The organism is Rhodococcus sp. NPDC056506 (genome assembly GCF_042794945.1).
In the GTDB taxonomy this organism is placed as follows: domain Bacteria; phylum Actinomycetota; class Actinomycetes; order Mycobacteriales; family Mycobacteriaceae; genus Rhodococcus_F.
In genome coordinates, this window is sequence record NZ_JBHTSW010000044.1 from 33,971 (window position 1) to 49,785 (window position 15,815).

Annotated in this window: 16 protein-coding genes and 1 pseudogene; 10 read left to right on the forward strand and 7 right to left on the reverse strand. The window is 63.1% G+C overall.

The annotated features are described in order from the left end of the window. Positions 1–13: 13 nt before the first annotated feature. Positions 14–715, reverse strand: a complete 702-nt coding sequence (locus tag ACFQ6H_RS25240) for a Clp protease N-terminal domain-containing protein (RefSeq protein WP_378649306.1) — start codon at positions 713–715, stop codon at positions 14–16. Positions 716–942: 227 nt separating this feature from the next. Between ACFQ6H_RS25240 and ACFQ6H_RS25245 the strand changes: the two genes are divergently transcribed. Continuing rightward, entirely contained in the window at positions 943–1,551 is a 609-nt protein-coding gene (locus ACFQ6H_RS25245) for a ClpP family protease (protein WP_007735229.1), read from the forward strand. A gap of 4 nt (positions 1,552–1,555) precedes the next feature. Beyond that, positions 1,556–2,143: an ATP-dependent Clp protease proteolytic subunit gene (locus tag ACFQ6H_RS25250; RefSeq protein WP_003945993.1), complete on the forward strand. Its 588-nt coding sequence runs from the start codon at positions 1,556–1,558 to the stop codon at positions 2,141–2,143. 16 nt (positions 2,144–2,159) lie between these two features. Here ACFQ6H_RS25250 and ACFQ6H_RS25255 read toward each other — a convergent pair whose 3' ends face one another. The 3 genes from ACFQ6H_RS25255 to ACFQ6H_RS25265 all read right to left on the reverse strand — a co-directional run bounded on the left by ACFQ6H_RS25255 (position 2,160) and on the right by ACFQ6H_RS25265 (position 3,908). Next, positions 2,160–2,528 carry a helix-turn-helix domain-containing protein gene (locus tag ACFQ6H_RS25255; RefSeq protein WP_378649308.1) on the reverse strand — a complete coding sequence of 123 codons (369 nt, stop codon included), beginning with the start codon at positions 2,526–2,528 and terminating at the stop codon, positions 2,160–2,162. 61 nt (positions 2,529–2,589) lie between these two features. After that, entirely contained in the window at positions 2,590–3,087 is a 498-nt protein-coding gene (locus ACFQ6H_RS25260) for a TIGR04338 family metallohydrolase (protein WP_378649310.1), read from the reverse strand. Continuing rightward, complete coding sequence (locus ACFQ6H_RS25265) at positions 3,084–3,908, reverse strand: DUF2786 domain-containing protein (RefSeq protein WP_378649312.1); 825 nt, start codon at positions 3,906–3,908, stop codon at positions 3,084–3,086. The genes ACFQ6H_RS25260 and ACFQ6H_RS25265 overlap by 4 nt, the downstream gene beginning before the upstream one ends. A 114-nt stretch (positions 3,909–4,022) precedes the next feature. Between ACFQ6H_RS25265 and ACFQ6H_RS25270 the strand changes: the two genes are divergently transcribed. The 6 genes from ACFQ6H_RS25270 (at position 4,023) to ACFQ6H_RS25295 (ending at position 11,119) form a co-directional block, all read left to right on the forward strand. After that, positions 4,023–5,096, forward strand: coding sequence for an ABC transporter ATP-binding protein (locus ACFQ6H_RS25270; protein ID WP_003946073.1), 1,074 nt, complete (start codon positions 4,023–4,025; stop codon positions 5,094–5,096). A 170-nt stretch (positions 5,097–5,266) separates the two neighbouring features. Continuing rightward, the gene (locus ACFQ6H_RS25275; protein WP_003946022.1) at positions 5,267–6,556 is read left to right on the forward strand and encodes an ABC transporter substrate-binding protein; all 1,290 of its coding nucleotides are present in this window, start codon (positions 5,267–5,269) and stop codon (positions 6,554–6,556) included. A gap of 20 nt (positions 6,557–6,576) precedes the next feature. After that, positions 6,577–7,752 (forward strand): carbohydrate ABC transporter permease, encoded by a 1,176-nt coding sequence (locus ACFQ6H_RS25280; RefSeq protein ID WP_378449995.1) that lies wholly within the window; start codon positions 6,577–6,579, stop codon positions 7,750–7,752. Further along, the gene (locus ACFQ6H_RS25285; RefSeq protein ID WP_378374740.1) at positions 7,749–8,585 is read left to right on the forward strand and encodes a carbohydrate ABC transporter permease; all 837 of its coding nucleotides are present in this window, start codon (positions 7,749–7,751) and stop codon (positions 8,583–8,585) included. The genes ACFQ6H_RS25280 and ACFQ6H_RS25285 overlap by 4 nt, the downstream gene beginning before the upstream one ends. A gap of 22 nt (positions 8,586–8,607) precedes the next feature. Continuing rightward, positions 8,608–8,817, forward strand: coding sequence for a hypothetical protein (locus ACFQ6H_RS25290; protein WP_378530039.1), 210 nt, complete (start codon positions 8,608–8,610; stop codon positions 8,815–8,817). A gap of 112 nt (positions 8,818–8,929) precedes the next feature. After that, positions 8,930–11,119, forward strand: a complete 2,190-nt coding sequence (locus ACFQ6H_RS25295) for a transglycosylase domain-containing protein (protein WP_378649313.1) — start codon at positions 8,930–8,932, stop codon at positions 11,117–11,119. A 25-nt stretch (positions 11,120–11,144) separates the two neighbouring features. Here the strand turns inward: ACFQ6H_RS25295 and ACFQ6H_RS25300 are convergent, their stop codons facing one another. Together ACFQ6H_RS25300 and ACFQ6H_RS25305 are read right to left on the reverse strand one after the other, a co-directional pair. Continuing rightward, the gene (locus tag ACFQ6H_RS25300; RefSeq protein ID WP_317553928.1) at positions 11,145–12,443 is read right to left on the reverse strand and encodes a hypothetical protein; all 1,299 of its coding nucleotides are present in this window, start codon (positions 12,441–12,443) and stop codon (positions 11,145–11,147) included. A 142-nt stretch (positions 12,444–12,585) separates the two neighbouring features. Continuing rightward, on the reverse strand, positions 12,586–13,644 hold the full coding sequence (locus ACFQ6H_RS25305) for an SDR family oxidoreductase (protein ID WP_378649315.1): 1,059 nt from the start codon (positions 13,642–13,644) through the stop codon (positions 12,586–12,588). 91 nt (positions 13,645–13,735) lie between these two features. Here ACFQ6H_RS25305 and ACFQ6H_RS25310 point away from each other — a divergent pair, with 91 nt between their 5' ends. Together ACFQ6H_RS25310 and ACFQ6H_RS25315 are read left to right on the forward strand one after the other, a co-directional pair. Continuing rightward, a complete protein-coding gene (locus tag ACFQ6H_RS25310; protein ID WP_230817715.1) occupies positions 13,736–14,047 on the forward strand; it encodes a helix-turn-helix transcriptional regulator in 312 nt (103 codons plus the stop codon). A 149-nt stretch (positions 14,048–14,196) separates the two neighbouring features. Next, complete coding sequence (locus tag ACFQ6H_RS25315) at positions 14,197–15,588, forward strand: amidase (RefSeq protein ID WP_378649317.1); 1,392 nt, start codon at positions 14,197–14,199, stop codon at positions 15,586–15,588. Here the strand turns inward: ACFQ6H_RS25315 and ACFQ6H_RS25320 are convergent. Beyond that, positions 15,580–15,815, reverse strand: a pseudogene (locus ACFQ6H_RS25320) (MBL fold metallo-hydrolase); the annotation flags it as partial. The gene ACFQ6H_RS25315 and the pseudogene ACFQ6H_RS25320 overlap by 9 nt on opposite strands.

The window sequence follows — 15,815 nt, forward strand, 5'->3', positions numbered from 1 at the left end:
CGAGATGTTCGCTCTAGCTACACGACGGTGAGAGGGAGGCCTCGAGGCGTTCGAGTCGGTCGGTGATCTTTGCCAATTCCGTGAGGATTCCGGCTTGCCCGGCCGGTGCGTACCGATTGGCGTGTGCAACGCCTACCTCGATCAACCCCAAGGCTTGATGGGTGGTTACTTGGAAGAAACCGAGCTGATCCAAGACTTCCGCCGCGTATCCCGTTGTCGCGTTGGCCAACGCCCACACAAGATTTGCTCCGTTGACGATGGAATTGCCGACGAGTTGCGCGTCGGTCACAGCCGCCTCGAGGATGGCTCTCGCCTCGGGGCCGAACGTCACGTCGTTGTCGTCGAGTGGGGTACCGTCGGGCACCACCAGGTCGAGAGTCTTCTGGACCGACGTCCGTGTCAGGCCGAGGTGGTCGAGGCCTCGCAATATCAGGTTCTCTTCCTCGTCTAGCAGCGCCTGCAACAAGTGTTCGGAATCGACTGTCCGTGAGCCCTTTCCAGCAGCCGCCGCGGGTGCCAGAGAAATTACCGACGCGAGATGTGGGCTGAAGGGTAGATCGGTGTCGATATGCTCGGTGATACGCACGGCAGAATCAGGAATTTCGCGATCGAGTGTTCCGCGGAGTGCCATCTGGCAGATTGCCGAGACAGGCAGTCCGCGTGCGCGTACAGCAGCAGCGAGGTCATCCGGGAGATAGATGTTGACCTTCGGCATCGATTCTTCCTCTTCTACCTGATCTCGACCGCTTGACCTGCACTGATGTGCATAACCCCATATAACCCCCACGGATGGTGACGGGCAATCGTCGGTGCCGTTGTTCCGGCAGGAAAGCCCAGTTCAGGGGTTTGGTTCAGGCTGGTCCGAATCTGGTCGCGTGCGCACGGTCTGCCCACAGCAGACAGGCGGGGCCCCGGTATCGCTTCGCCGGTAGGAATGGATTCATGACTACCGAAGCGCCCACAGATACCGGCTACCGTGACCTGTTGACAGACAGGCTTTTCCGACAGCGAACCATCCTACTCACCGGCGAGGTCAACGACGCCATGGCCGAACGTGTGTGTTCGGAACTGGTGCTCCTCGCCACCACCGACCCCAAGCGCGACGTCGTGCTCTACATCAATTCACCTGGCGGATCGGTGTTTGCCGGGCTGGCCATCTACGACACGATGAAGCTCATCCCCAACGACGTCGTGACGGTCGCGATGGGCTTCGCGGCCAGCATGGGCCAGGTGCTCCTCTGCTCCGGCACCCACGGCAAGCGAATCAGCCTGGCGCACAGCCGCATCATGATGCATCAACCTTCCGCAGGTATCGGTGGGACTGCGGTGGACATCGCGATCCAGGCCGAGAGCCTCGAACTGATGAAGCGCCAATCGCAGGAAATCCTTGCCGCCGAAACGGGCCGGACCGTCGAGGAGATCGAGACCGACAGCGATCGGGATCGCTGGTTCACCGCCGAACAGGCGCGCGAGTACGGAATCGTCGACCGCGTCGTGACGTCCTTCGCCGAGATAGCACCCCAAGCGACCTTCCCCAAGATCGGATTGTGACGTCATGTCCCAGTACACGATTCCCAGTGTCATCGAGCGAACACCAACGGGTGAGCGGTCTTTCGACATCTTCAGCAGGCTGCTCAACGAGCGCATCGTCTTTCTCGGCACGGAGATCGACGACGGCGTCGCCAATGTCGTGATGGCTCAGATGCTGCATCTGCAGGCCGATAACCCGGATCGCGAAATCGGTTTGTACATCAACTCTCCCGGCGGTTCCACCACGGCGATGCTCGCGATCTACGACACGATGCAGTTCTTGAAACCCACTATTTCCACGTACTGCATGGGGCAAGCGGCGTCGGCTGCTGCAGTGCTTCTCGCCGCTGGTACTCCCGGCCATCGGCATGTTCTCGCCCATTCGCGGGTGCTGCTGCACCAGCCGTCGACGCAAGGTAGTGGCACCATCTCGGACCTCGCGCTTCAAGCAGCCGAGATCCTGCGAATCCGGGAGCAGACCGAGGCGATTTTGAGTAAGCACACCGGTCAGAGCGTCGAGCGACTGCGTAAGGACACCGATCGAGACAGGATTTTCACCGCCGACGACGCGATCTCCTACGGATTGGCTGACACCCTCATCGAAGGGAATTGACCAGGCGCCATACTGACTAGGCCGCCATCAGGACGGGACCCGAGATCGGTGCGGGAGAGTGCCCGAAGGTGAGGGAGTTGAGCGCAACGATCCTGTTGCCCGCTCGGAACAGCAGATGCTCGAGCGGCATCCCGAGCGCTTCGCAGATTGCGCGCAGAATTTCCGACGACGGTTCCTTCTTGCCCCGTTCGATCTCGGAGAGGTATTGCTTCGACATCCCGACCTTGGCGGCTACGTCGTCGAGAGTTCGGTCCTGATCGCGTCGAACCTCCCGCAGGACTCGTCCGTAGGCTTCACGAATCAGTGGGGGTTTGCGCACGGCAACAGCTGGATCGGGATGTTCGGATCCATCCTCGACCAGGACTAATCTGCGCGGCGCATCCATAGGCCGAGTATTCCAGCCGACCGGTTCGGACGCCACCGGGTTCGCCGAGGGCTGACAACCCTCAACGTGTCCGGACACCACCGGCAAGGAACATCGCGCGAAGAACGAAGGCCGCCTCGGGTCCGATGATCTCGCCGACCAGGTTCGTATAGCGGTCGACGAACTCGGGCCCGTGGGAAGCCTCGTCGGAGGCGGGGTCGCCGAGGTGGTGCGCGAGTTCGTGCAAGACAACGAATTCGCGCAGTGCCCACCGGCCGTCACGGTCGTCCGGAACGGCGATGACATCGTTCGAGTAGTGGGCGGCAGCGTTGCCGGCTCGGGATCGCACGGACACCGAAACGGTTGCGCGAGGCCAGGTCTCCCGTACCCAGTTCAATCCGAGTAGCTGATCGCAGTACGTCTGTACCGACTCCACGGAGCCGAATTTGCGCTCGACCGGCAGCGTGAAGGTGGAACCCATGACCTCGACGCTCCGGAGTCCGCGCTCGTCGGCGCGATCGAACATGGTGCGTACCAACGTCTCTGCCTCGTAGACCGCACTGCGCTGGGTATCCCTCATGAGTCGATTTGCCCGCGCACCCCGCCGATCTCCGGCAGGTTACCCAGACGTGCGGCGCGTGCCGCCCGATCACCCGCTCGTCGAGCGTGCGAGGAATGCCCAGCACTCGCGCGGCCACCGCCCCGCCACGTCCCACGCGCTTTGGAGTTGGACGAGTAGTAATCCTTGAGCTCGATTTCCTTGTTACGCAGAACGAGTGCGGTTTCGGAAGACGACGCGCCAGATTCGGCGATCGCGGCCTTCTCCGTCTCCTGCTTCGTCTCGGCCAACCGAGCACCGATGCGGGACGCGTACGCCATCTGGAAGTTCAGCCGCGCCGTCACTCCGGCGACCGGCTTGCGGACCTGAGTGCTGACGCGGCGTCGTCCACGAGTTTCGACGACGGTCCGCACGGACGTTTCGCCGCGGTACGCCCCGGAGCGCACGTACGCGTCGGAGTCACGCACCATCTGGAAGAGCAGGCTCGAGTACAGGGCCTCGCACACGTCGATGTCCCCGGCGAAGCCGTAGGCGTAGATGACGGCCGACGTCTGAGCGATGTCGCACTGCACGTCGTTGGCAGCGGCGATCGCGATGAACAACTGGGCGTACGTTCGCAGTCCGCGCTTGCCCGGTTCGCCGATGGTGATGAGCCGTTGCGTGGGCGTCGCACGTTTTTCCGAGGACGCGGTGTGCGCACGCGCGACCGCCAGGTCGATGGCGGAACTGGTGGCCAACCGCTGCGCGGCGGCCATGAAGGCTTCGCCTTCGTGTGGATTGTCGGTGGACTCCGCTTGGCGAAGCAGCGCACCGATGCGGGTCAGCATCTTCTCCGAACTCACCGTGAAAGACTACGCTCGCGCGCCGACACGGACGTTTATGCTGCTAGCGCACACGCTCACCCTCAACTTGGATCGTCCGGCACGTTCCTGCCGGTAGAAGGGATCAACCCCGTCATGGCTTCAGTGACTTTCGAGAGCACCACCTGCCTGTTCCCCGGATCGAACACTCCGGCAGTGGACAAGCTCGACCTCGAGATCGAGGACGGCGAGTTCCTCGTCCTCGTCGGACCCTCCGGCTGCGGAAAGTCGACAACCCTGCGCATGCTCGCCGGGCTCGAAGACGTCCACAGCGGACGCATCCTCATCGGCGACCGAGACGTCACCGGTCAGGAGCCGAAAGAGCGCGACATCGCGATGGTCTTCCAGAACTACGCGCTGTACCCGCACATGTCGGTGGCCGAGAACATGGGTTTTGCGCTCAAGCTCGCCGGAACCAACAAGACGGAGATCCGCGCCCGCGTCGAAGAGGTCGCGAAGATGCTCGACCTCGAGCCGTACCTCGATCGCAAGCCCAAAGCGCTGTCCGGTGGTCAGCGTCAGCGAGTCGCGATGGGCCGCGCCATCGTCCGCCAGCCGCAGGTCTTCCTGATGGACGAGCCGCTCTCGAACCTCGACGCGAAACTCCGTGTGCAGACGCGTACGCAGATCGCTCAGCTGCAACGACGCCTCGCGACGACGATGGTCTACGTGACCCACGACCAGGTCGAGGCCATGACGATGGGTGACCGCGTCGCCGTCCTCGAAAAGGGAATCCTGCAGCAGTGCGCCTCGCCGCGCGAGCTCTACAACAAGCCCAAGAACGTCTTCGTCGCCGGCTTCATGGGTTCACCCGCGATGAACCTCTTCACCCTCCCGGTCGTCGACGGCGGCGTCGCATTCGGTGACGGGATCGTTCCGGTTCCGCGCGAGACGATGAACGGCGTCGTCGAAACCGAGGTTGTCCTGGGTATTCGCCCCGAGCACCTCGAGATCGCCGCCGAAGGCCTGCCGATGGAGGTCGACGTCGTCGAGGAACTCGGCTCGGACGCCTACGTCTACGGCCGGACCACGATCGGCGGACGGTTGCAGCAGATCGTCTCGCGTGGTGACTGGCGCAATCCGCCGCAGAAGGGCGAGCGCGTCAACCTGCGCGTCGACCCCGAGAAGGTGCACATTTTTGCCACCACCGACGGGCGTCGCCTGGGTTAGGTGGACCTGTCAAACGACACATGACCGATTCAGGTTCGGCGTAATACCCACAAGTACGGGTGTCTCGTGCCACAGTAGGGGCCGATGCCGGGAGCCGGCACTCATGGCGCATGCCGTGAGCAGGCTCTCGGTGACCGTCTATTTGTCATACACATACGGGGAGCGAATCCATGGTTCTGAACTCGAAGGCGATGCGCCGCGCTGCAATTGCAGCCACGGCAGCGTCCATGCTGGTACTGGCGGGCTGCTCGTCCGATTCGGACAAGGACAGCGGAACCAGCACGACGGCCGCATCCGGGGGATCGTCCTCGAGCGAAGGCCGCGGACCCATCACGATCGTCGAGGGGCAGGATGCCCTGAACGAGGCGCTCGAAAACATCATCACCGACTGGAATGCCGAGCATCCGGACGAGAAGGTGACGCTCAAGCCGCTGGCCAAGGAAGCCAACGCGCAGGTCGACGACATCACCCAGCGCATGCAGGCCAAGAGCGACGAGTACGACCTCATCGGTGTCGACGTCGTCAACACCGCCCAGTTCGCCGCAAACGGTTGGCTGCTGCCGCTCGAGGGTGACCTCGCGATCGACGAGTCCGGCCTCCTGCCGTCGACCGTCGCTTCGGGCACCTACAACGGCAAGCTCTACGCAGCGCCGAAGAACACCAACGCCGCGTTCCTGTACTACCGCAAGGACCTCGTTGAGAAGGCCCCCACCACGTGGGCCGAGCTCAAGGAAAACTGCCCGAAGGCTGTCGAAGCCGGCATCTCTTGCTACATCGGTCAGTTCAAGAACTACGAGGGCCTGACGGTGAACACCACCGAGATCACCAACGCCTTCGACGGCCCGTGGGTCGGCCCGGACGGACTCACCCCGGCCATCGACGACAAGACGAAGGCTGGCGTTCAGTCGATCGTCGACAACTTCGCCGACAACACCATCCCGCAGGAAGCACTGACCTACTCCGAGGGCGAGTCGCAGACCGCATTCGGCGACGGCAAGGCACTCTTCATGCGCACGTGGTCCGGCTTCTCGGTCGACGGTGAGAAGACCTCGGTTGCCGGCAAGTACGGCTACACCGTCCTTCCGGGTGTCGACGGACCGGGTGCTTCGACGGTCGGTGGCTACAACGTCGGCATCAGCGCGTACTCGGACGCACCGGCAACGGCTCGTGACTTCCTCGAGTTCATGCAGACCAAGAAGTCGCAGACGTACTTCACCGAGGTCGGCGGCGCACCCGTCCTCTCGGCTGTCTACGACGACCCGGCCGTGCTCGCTCAGTTCCCGTACTTCGCGACCTTGAAGGAAGCACTCGCTACCGCTCAGCCGCGTCCCGTCACGCCGTACTACACGCAGGTGTCGAAGTCGATCTCCGACAACACCTACGCTGCTATTCGCGGCGAGAAGACCGTCGAGCAGGCTTTGGCGGACACCAAGGCCGGCATCGAAACCGCCGGTAACTGATCTACCAGGAGCAATAAGCAATGGCAGAACCGCAGGATCCTTCCGCGGCTGTGCCTACCAACCCCACGGTCGGGGCCGGTTCAACCGGTCCCGACCGTTCGGGCGTTGGTGGGAGACACCGTGCACCGGAACCGCTAGAAGAGCCGTCGGCATCCGAGGCAGCAGGGATTTCCCTGACCAAGGTTCTGCCTGACCTTGCAGCTACTCCACCCCCACCGACCTCGCCCCCGCCTGCGTCGGCCGACAAGCCGAAGAAGCGTCGACGAGTTCCCGTGTGGGCGTTCGTCGCACCGTCGCTGATCGTTCTCGCCGTCATCATTCTGTATCCGCTCGGACGAGCGATCTGGATGTCGATGCACAGCGACGGCAAGAAGCTCGACCCCGAGACCGGCATGTTCGTCACCGGTCAGTTCACGTGGTTCGACAACTACAAGAACTGGATCACCCAGTCCTGCAACACCGCCAACGGCTCGATTCCCTGCCCGCCCGGCACACTCGGATCGCAGTTCTGGCAGTCGATCGGAAATACGTTCGGCTTCACCGTCGTCACCGTCCTGCTCGAGACGGTGATCGGTCTGTCGATGGCGCTGATCATGGCCAAGACGTTCCGCGGACGCGGTTTGCTCCGCGCCTCCGTGCTGATTCCCTGGGCCATCCCCACCGCCGTCACCGCGAAGCTCTGGTTCTTCATCTTCGCCAACGACGGCATCGCCAACAAGATTCTCGGCACCAACATCCTGTGGACGGCCGATCCCTGGCCGGCACGATTCGCGATCGTCGTCGCCGACGTCTGGAAGACGGCGCCGTTCATGGCGTTGCTGATCCTCGCGGGTCTGCAGATGATTCCCGCCGACGTCTACGAGGCCGCCAAGGTCGACGGTGCGACGGCGTGGCAGCGTTTCCGCATGATCACGCTTCCGCTGGTCAAGCCAGCACTCATGGTGGCGGTGCTCTTCCGCACGATGGACGCGCTGCGGATGTACGACCTGCCCGCGATCATGATGGGATCCAATCCCGCCACGTCCACCATCTCGGTTCTGGTGGTCGATCAGATGCGCGTCGGCGCCAATTCGGCGTCGGCACTGTCCACCATCACGTTCCTCATCATCTTCGCCGTGGCCTTCATCCTGGTCCGATTCCTCGGAGCCAATGCGGTCAGCACGCAGGAAAAGCAGCGGAAGGGGGAGCCGGTATGAACAAGGCACTACGCGGCAAGATCGGCACCTACATCGGCGTCGTACTGATCATCGTGTGGGGACTCGCTCCCTGCTACTGGATGATCGTGACGGCGTTGCGCGATCCGGCTGACACGTTCTCGACGTCGCTGTGGCCCACCAATCTCACGCTCTCAAACTTCACCGCGGCGCTCGATCCCGACGCCAAGGTGAACTTCACCCGTGCACTGATGAACAGCCTCGTCATCGCGGGTGCGACCACGCTGATCGCCTTGGTCATCGGCGTGTTCACGGCGTACGCGCTCTCGCGTTTCGATTTCCGTGGCAAATACTTCGTCACCGGAATCATCCTCGGCGCGTCCATGTTTCCGGTCGTCGCCCTCGTGACCCCGCTGTTCCAGTTGTTCACCGACATCGGCTGGATCGGCAGCTACAAAGCGTTGATCATCCCGAACATCTCGTTCGTGCTGCCGCTGACGGTCTACACGCTGACGTCGTTCTTCTCCGAACTCCCGTGGGAACTCGAAGAGGCGGCGCGTATCGACGGCGCAACCCGTGGCCAGGCCTTCCGGCTGATCATGCTGCCGCTCGCCGCGCCGGCACTGTTCACCACCGCGATCCTGGCTTTCATCGCAACGGTCAACGAGTACCTGCTCTCGCTCCAACTCTCGAGTGACAAGACCGCACCCGTCACCGTGGCGATGGCCAAGTTCTCCGGAACGGACCCATTCGTCACGCCGTACACCTCGATCATGGCCGGCGGCACCCTCGTGATGGTCCCGCTGGTCATCATGGTTCTCATCTTCCAGCGACGCATCATCGCCGGTCTGACCGCAGGCGGCGTCAAGTCGTGATGCGCGCCTGCGCGCGGTTCACATGAGGCGGGCTTCGCGCGCCCAGCGCATGGAGCTGATCGCCGGCTTCATCTCGGTCTTCGCCCTCATGGCGTTGATCGGCGCTGTGGTCGCGATCGCCAAGGGTGACCCCGGCGTGATGCCGTCTTTGGTGCTGCTCGGTTGCGTCGTCGCTCTCGGGCTGGCGTTCCGCGGATACCGGAACGCGGTCCGAGCAGAACGTCGCGAGTAGCCAGCCCGGTAGGGTGACATTTCGGTATCGCAGTTGCCGGGAGTTATCTGATCGAGATATCACCCTGGTGGAATGGTGCCGGTAAGTCCGGATCCACGACCGGGAGTGTTGAGTGAGTCCATCGAACAGATCGAGTGCGACGGGTGGCGATCAGTCGTCGGCTCGATCGGGCAAGTCGGCTAATTCGCCCCGGTCAAGCAAGTCGGCCAAGCCCGCGAAGAAGCAGCGCTCGAAGTGGCGGTACGTCCGGCGGACCATCTACGTTCTCGTGCTCTTGATGATCATCGTGCCTGCGTCGGTTTTTGCTGTCGCGTACAGCCGGACCGACGTCCCGCGCCCCTCTGACATGCAGACCAATCAGGTGTCCACCATTTACATGGCCGACGGCACGACCGTACTGGGCAAAGTGGTGCCGGCGGAAGGAAACCGGACCGAGGTCGCGTTGTCGGCCATCCCGATTCACGTCCGCGATTCGGTGCTCTCGGCGGAGGATCGCAATTTCTACACCAACCCCGGGTTCTCGATCTCCGGATTTGCTCGCGCTGCCCGCGACAACGTGATGGGCAAGGAAAGCGCCGGCGGTGGCTCGACGATCACACAGCAATACGTGAAGAACGTGTTGGTGGGCGACAAGCGCAGTATCGACCGGAAGCTGCGTGAGCTCGTCATCTCCGCGAAGATGGCGCGCGAGTGGTCCAAGGACGACATCCTTGCCGCGTATCTCAACACCATCTACTTCGGCCGCGGTGCGTACGGCATCGCCGCCGCGTCAAACGCGTACTTCGACAAGCCGGTCAGTGAGCTGAGCGTCGAGGAAGGCGCTGTTCTTGCCTCCGTCATCCAGAGCCCCTCGTTCCTGGACCCCGAGACCAATCTGTCCGCGCTGCAAGCACGCTGGGACTACGTTCTCAACGGCATGGTCGAACTGGGCAGCCTGACCAAGACGGATCGCGACGCGATGCAGTTCCCGGCCGTCGCCCCCGCCAATCGGCCGACCGATCTGAACCAGGCGCCCGGACCCGAAGGTCACATCAAGACCCAGGTACTCAAGGAACTGGCCGAGGCCGGTATCAGCGATCAGACGTTGAACACTGCCGGTCTGCAGATCACGACGACCATCGACCCGGTTGCGCAGGAAGCTGCGCTGAACGCCGTCAGGCGGAATCTCGAGGGCGAGCCGGAAGACCTGCGGACCGCAGTAGTGTCCATCGACCCCAAGACCGGTGGCGTCGACGCCTATTACGGCGGTGACGACGGAGCCGGCTTCGACTACGCCCAGGCGCCGCTGCAGACCGGTTCCGCGTTCAAGGTTTTCGGTCTGGTCGCAGCATTGATGGAAGACATTCCGCTGTCCGCGCGGTTCGACAGTTCACCGCTCACGATCAACGGTGTGACGATCGGAAACGTCGGCGGCGAATCCTGTGGCCGCTGCACCATTGCCGAGGCACTCAAGCGCTCGCTGAACACCAGCTTCTACCGGTTGATGCTCTCGATGGAGAACGGTCCCCAGAAGATCGCCGACGCCGCTCACCTGGCCGGACTACCCGAACACATTCCCGGACTCGACTACCCGACGCTCACGCAAGAGGGTGGTCCGCCGGAGAACGGAATCGTGCTCGGCCAGTATCAGTCTCGCGTCATCGACATGGCGTCCGCGTATGCGACGCTCGCCAACTCAGGCGTGTACCAGCAGCCGCACTTCATCCAGAAGGTCGTGACGGCTGAAGGTGAAGTCCTGCTCGATCGCCCGGTGTCTCCCGGTGAGCGTCGTCTCGATGCGGCCGTCGCGGACAACGTCACGCAGGCGATGATGCCGATTGCGTCGTACTCGAACGGTCACGCGCTTGCCGGTGGACGCCCGTCTGCCGCCAAGACCGGTACCGCGCAGCTCGGTGACACGGGCCAGAACAAGGATGCGTGGATGGTCGGGTACACGCCGTCGCTGTCCACTGCGGTGTGGATCGGAACTTCCGACGCGCAAGCCATCACCAACTCCTACGGTGGTTTGATCTACGGCTCCGGAGTGCCTGCCGATATTTGGAAGAGCACGATGGACGGCGCGCTGAAGGGTTCCGACTGGGAGAGCTTCCCGTGGCCGGACCCCATCGGTGGTCAGGCTGGTGTTCCCGCCAACTCCGGCGTGACCTCGGGTGACGGGACGGGCACACCCACGACGGGCGCGGCCGCTCCCCCGGCGCCCATCGAGATTCCGGGCTTACCCCCGATCGAAGTGCCGCCGCTCCCCCAGTTGCCGCGTCAGATCGAGATCCTGCCTGGCATCGTCATTCCGCTACCGGGCTGACAAGCAGCGCTCGATTTTCCGGCTCTCAGGCCTGATCGTCGAAGAGGCCGAGCTGGGTCGGCGCTGCATCCTTGGCGGGAAGTACGACGACGCGCAGTCCGCGCCTGAGGTTGCGGATCGCGTGCGTCCACGCGCGCTTCTCGCCCGCACACAGGTCGGTGTCGTCGTCCTTGCGCCGGATGGACTCGGTCAACGCCTCGTGCCACGCCGTCTCCTGCTCCTGACTGATCCGCAGGTAGTCGAGAATGGTGTCGCGGTCGTGCTCACAGATCACGGCCACCTCTTCGGCGCTGAGCTCACCCGTTCCGTCCGCGTCGAGTTCGAGGAGCGCCATGAGAGCCGGCGGAAATTCGTGGCACTCGTGTGATTCGTATTCGGCACCGGGATCTTCGTGCTCGGAGGCCATACCGTCGTTGAAGGCAGTGTCTCCGGTTGCGCGGATAGGTTGCCCGCCCAGTTCTTCGGCGAGTTCGTCCGAAGCTTCGGCCAATTCGGCGAACGAGCGCAGAGCCCGGAGGAGGTGCTCGGCGACGAAGGGTGCACCGTCCACGCGGACCACGCCGAGCACACTCTGCTCGACGAGAATGAGCTTGATGGTCGGCCACTGCCGATTGAGCTGTGCAAGAACAACAGCAGCGTTGTCGAGGTTCTCGACCGAATGCACGACCCGCGAGAACACCTCCACGTACTCGTCGTCTTCGAGGACGCGCACATAGGTGACCTGCTCACCGCGGACCAACGGGATGTCGCCGTCGTCGTCACGCTTGGGCGGGTGACCGAGAAGGCGCTCGACGGCCCCGTCGACCAGGATCCGCAGCATGTCGCCCGAACCCGAGGGTGCGTGCGACGGCGTCGTGGCGAACGCAGGCGTCGACTCGCGTCCGCTGGTGCTGGCACGTAGGAACGACGGGTGCGCAATGCTCCACATCTCGCGGAAGACGCGCAGCACCTTCGTCACCAATTCCTCGGGATGAGCGCGGTCGACGTCGATGTAGAAGGACATGGACCCGTTGCCCTCGGGCTCGTGCTCGCACAGGTCGGGAGCGTTGAAACCCATGTCGAGCAGTGCTGAATGGTCTTCCGGTTCGAGCATCCGCAGGGGATGCAGAAACCTGTTGGACGGAACTTCGCAGCGCACGGAGGTCTGGTTCCATGCGAAGAACTGGATGCACGCGGGTGCGTCGGCCAGCTCGTCCATGCTGTCGTAATGCGACTCCACCACGAGGGTGTCATCGTCCTCCATCACGGAGATGTAGCGAGCGAGATGAGTCTCGAAAGTAGTCCAGGCACTCAGGATTTCCAGATCGAAAGTATTGTCCGACATCGTCGCTCCTCTGGTCCGGGGGCGCATGGGGCCCTACCGACGACTCGCCGAAACCCCTGCTTTTCAAACCCCGCCTACGACGTTAGTCGTGGGGTCCGACAGTGCAGATGTTTGTACGGGCAAGGCGTGACCGTGTTCCTAGTCAGGGAATTAACTTCCGAGCCTGCAGATTGGCGAAGATGTCCAGGAACATCGCTTCGGTGTCGACGTGGCGATGGAATCCGAACCGCCGAGCTTTGGATCCGTCGGCGAAAAAGTCGTAGTCCCATCCGAATACGAAGTCACCGAACCCCCAGGACGAGACATCGGAATACGGGGTCCGAGCAAGCTGATGCTCCTCGACGAGTTCATCCCAGACCGATTCCTTGTCTGCCATTGCGACATCGAGGGACATCGGGAGCGGAGGTGCGACGTCCATGTCGAAGAATGCGGCGATCTTCGGCCACATCTCCTGCCAGCGAAACAGGTCGCCGTTGTTGATGTTGAATGCCTGATTTGCGCACTCGGGGTTGGTAGCGGCCCAGACCGTCGCTTCGGCGAGGAGTCCGGCGTCGGTCATTTCGATCAAGCTGGTGTACGCGCCGGGTTTGCCGGGGAATCGGAGTGGGACACCCAATCTCTTCGAGATGGTTGCGTAGACGGCGACGACCATCGCGAGGTTCATCGGGTTACCCAATGCGAATCCGGAGACGACGGAGGGTCTGATCGCCGACCACGTCCATGCCTTGCCGAGCTGCCTGCGTTCGAGGAACTGCTGTTGGTCGACGTTGAACTCGGGTGGCATGTGCGGGGGATCGCTCTCGCGGGCCGGAGTTTTGAACGGCCCGAGATGTGCCCCGTAAACCTTGTAACCCTGCATCAGGCTGACGTGCTCGAGTCCGCCCGCAACGGGCTCGATGGCGTCGAGAGTGTTGACCAGCATCGCCAAGTTGGGCGGAACCAGCTCGGCCCACGTCGGGCGGTCTTGATAAGCGGCGTAGAAGACGTGGGTGACGCCGTCCAGTCCGCTCAATGCTGCCGCGGTCTGTGAAGGATCGAGCAGGTCGACTGCGATGTGTTTGACCCGGTCGGTATCCGTACCGCCTCGCCGCGATAGTCCGACGATCTTCCATTCGCCGGTCGACTCGAGGTGATCGATCAAGTTCCCACCGATCACGCCTCGGGCTCCGACCACGAGTGCCACTTTGTCGTGCTGCACCATTTCAGCCTCCCATTGGTATATCGCGATGTTGCGATATAGGGAGTGAACCACACATATCGGCATTTCGCGATCTAGCGGTATGCTGACGAGCATGGAAGACACAGCAACCGAGTGGGAAACGGCCTTCAAGGCGCTGGCCAACCCGATGCGTGTGCAAATCCTGCAGTGGTTGAAAGACCCGGGAAGCTTTCCACCTCAGCTCGAGCCTGCCGAGGAGGTCGGAGTGTGCCTCAAGCACATTCAGGCGAGGGCGAAGGTGTCGCAATCGACGGCGTCGCAGTACATGGCCGCACTCCAGGCTGCGGATCTGGTGACCACCACACGAATCGGCCAGTGGAGGCACTACAAACGAAACGAGCAGCAGATCGAGAAGCTTGCTGCATTCATCAGGCAGGGTTTGTAGATACCGGCACCTGACCGATCACTCGGGGCTGCAGACGTTGTGGCAAAACCTCACATCGCCGGAGCCGTCGGTATGTGCATTGTGGTCGTTTCTCGGCTTGCTCGTTGTCCTTACGCTCGGCAGAGGGTACTGGCAAGGAGAGGCGTGCGATGAGTCGTGAGAGCTGGGTGGGCCGTGATGCCCGATCCATCGCCGAGGCCGTGCGGTCGGGTCAGGTGTCGGCGCGGACCGTCGTCGAAGAACATCTCGCACGGGTCGAGGAATGCAATGGCGAACTCAACGCACTGGTCACCGTGTGCGCCGAGGAGGCTCGCACGGCCGCGGATGCCCTGGACGAACGACGCCTGCTCGGTGAGACACTCGGCCCCCTTGCCGGGGTTCCGTTCACGGTCAAGGACCTGATCGCCACTGCCGGCGTGCGCACCACTGCCGGTTCTCGCACTCTGGCGGACAACGTGCCGACCGTCGACGCCCCGGCCGTCGCGGCATTCAAGGCTGCCGGTGCGATTCTGATCGGCAAGACCAACACCCCGGAATTCGGCGCGTGCGGCCTGACTCGAAACGAACTGTTCGGAACCACGGCCAGCCCGGTGCGACCGGACGGCGTCGTCCGGTCCCCCGGCGGATCGAGTGGCGGCGAGTCCGCGTCGGTTGCTGCCGGAATGAGCGTGCTCGGACTCGGTACCGATTTTGGTGGTTCGGTGCGTTGGCCCGCCCACTGCACCGGCCTCACTTCGGTTCGCCCGACGCTCGGACGTGTCGATCCGGAAGGTCAGTATCCAGGCGTGCTTTCGGATGGACGGTTGCTCGCCAACCCTGTGGCGATGCACGGCACGATCCAGACCATCGGCCCAGTGGCCCGCAACCTCGGGGATGCGACGCTTGCGCTGCGCGTTCTGTCGATGCCGCATCTCGCGTGGACCGAGCCTGATTCGGTCGACGTCGACGACCTCGACATCCGCTGGGCCCCCGGCGAGGGAACGATGCCCGTCGACGAAGAAATCCTGGCGGCGGTTCGGACGGTGGCGATCAGCCTGGACGCGAGCGAGTACGACGGCCTGGCTCTGCCCCGGGCCAACGCGCTTTTCGGTGCGTTGCGATCGGTCGAGACTCACGCGGACATCCACGCTCTCACCGAAGGTTCAGCGCACGCTTTCGACGCGGACATCACCGCCATGCTTGCGGCAGGCCGTGATCGGAGCTCCGCCGAGGTGGAAGCGCTGTGGGCGGATCGCGCGGTGTTGATCAGCGAATTCCTCGGCGAGATGGGAGACGTTCTGCTTCTGCCGGTTGCGTCGGTGCTCGCTCCGCCGCTCGGTGTGGAGAGCTTCGAGGTGGGTGGTCGCGAACTCACCTGGATGGACGCGCTCGCGAGTTGCCGGGCGATCAGTGTGCTCGGCCTCCCGTCGGTCGTTGTTCCGGTAGGGCTCTCCCCCAACGGGTTACCGATCGGGGTGCAGGTGGTGGCGAGACCGTTCCGCGAGCACGTTGCGCTGTCCGTGGCAGCGCGAATCACGTCGAAGGCGCAAGCTCTAGTCTGACTTCCATTTTTCGGTTTCGGCCGCGAAACGTGTTGCGTACGAGTCGGCCAGATCGTGAAGCGTGGTGACGCAGTCACCGTAGTACGTCGGTGCGTGCATGGTGGCCAGAATCCGCGGCTCGAGGTCGGCCAGGGCACGGATCGTGGGTTCGAGATCCGGGGTGAGGCAGGTGGCGTGGCCCAAGTCCTCGGCTTCCAAAGCGGGGCCGACGATTTCGTGCTCGGTGG

What these genes read in the sequence shown, in the direction of transcription:
- ACFQ6H_RS25290 (WP_378530039.1), top strand. Translation starts at nt 8,608, where the DNA reads ATGAGGCGGGCTTCGCGCGCCCAGCGCATGGAGCTGATCGCCGGCTTC.
- ACFQ6H_RS25315 (WP_378649317.1), top strand. Translation starts at nt 14,197, where the DNA reads ATGAGTCGTGAGAGCTGGGTGGGCCGTGATGCCCGATCCATCGCCGAG.
- ACFQ6H_RS25245 (WP_007735229.1), top strand. Translation starts at nt 943, where the DNA reads ATGACTACCGAAGCGCCCACAGATACCGGCTACCGTGACCTGTTGACA.
- ACFQ6H_RS25250 (WP_003945993.1), top strand. Translation starts at nt 1,556, where the DNA reads ATGTCCCAGTACACGATTCCCAGTGTCATCGAGCGAACACCAACGGGT.
- ACFQ6H_RS25305 (WP_378649315.1), bottom strand. Translation starts at nt 13,644, where the DNA reads ATGGTGCAGCACGACAAAGTGGCACTCGTGGTCGGAGCCCGAGGCGTG.
- ACFQ6H_RS25270 (WP_003946073.1), top strand. Translation starts at nt 4,023, where the DNA reads ATGGCTTCAGTGACTTTCGAGAGCACCACCTGCCTGTTCCCCGGATCG.
- ACFQ6H_RS25280 (WP_378449995.1), top strand. Translation starts at nt 6,577, where the DNA reads ATGGCAGAACCGCAGGATCCTTCCGCGGCTGTGCCTACCAACCCCACG.
- ACFQ6H_RS25310 (WP_230817715.1), top strand. Translation starts at nt 13,736, where the DNA reads ATGGAAGACACAGCAACCGAGTGGGAAACGGCCTTCAAGGCGCTGGCC.
- ACFQ6H_RS25240 (WP_378649306.1), bottom strand. Translation starts at nt 715, where the DNA reads ATGCCGAAGGTCAACATCTATCTCCCGGATGACCTCGCTGCTGCTGTA.
- ACFQ6H_RS25255 (WP_378649308.1), bottom strand. Translation starts at nt 2,528, where the DNA reads ATGGATGCGCCGCGCAGATTAGTCCTGGTCGAGGATGGATCCGAACAT.
- ACFQ6H_RS25260 (WP_378649310.1), bottom strand. Translation starts at nt 3,087, where the DNA reads ATGAGGGATACCCAGCGCAGTGCGGTCTACGAGGCAGAGACGTTGGTA.
- ACFQ6H_RS25300 (WP_317553928.1), bottom strand. Translation starts at nt 12,443, where the DNA reads ATGTCGGACAATACTTTCGATCTGGAAATCCTGAGTGCCTGGACTACT.
- ACFQ6H_RS25285 (WP_378374740.1), top strand. Translation starts at nt 7,749, where the DNA reads ATGAACAAGGCACTACGCGGCAAGATCGGCACCTACATCGGCGTCGTA.
- ACFQ6H_RS25275 (WP_003946022.1), top strand. Translation starts at nt 5,267, where the DNA reads ATGGTTCTGAACTCGAAGGCGATGCGCCGCGCTGCAATTGCAGCCACG.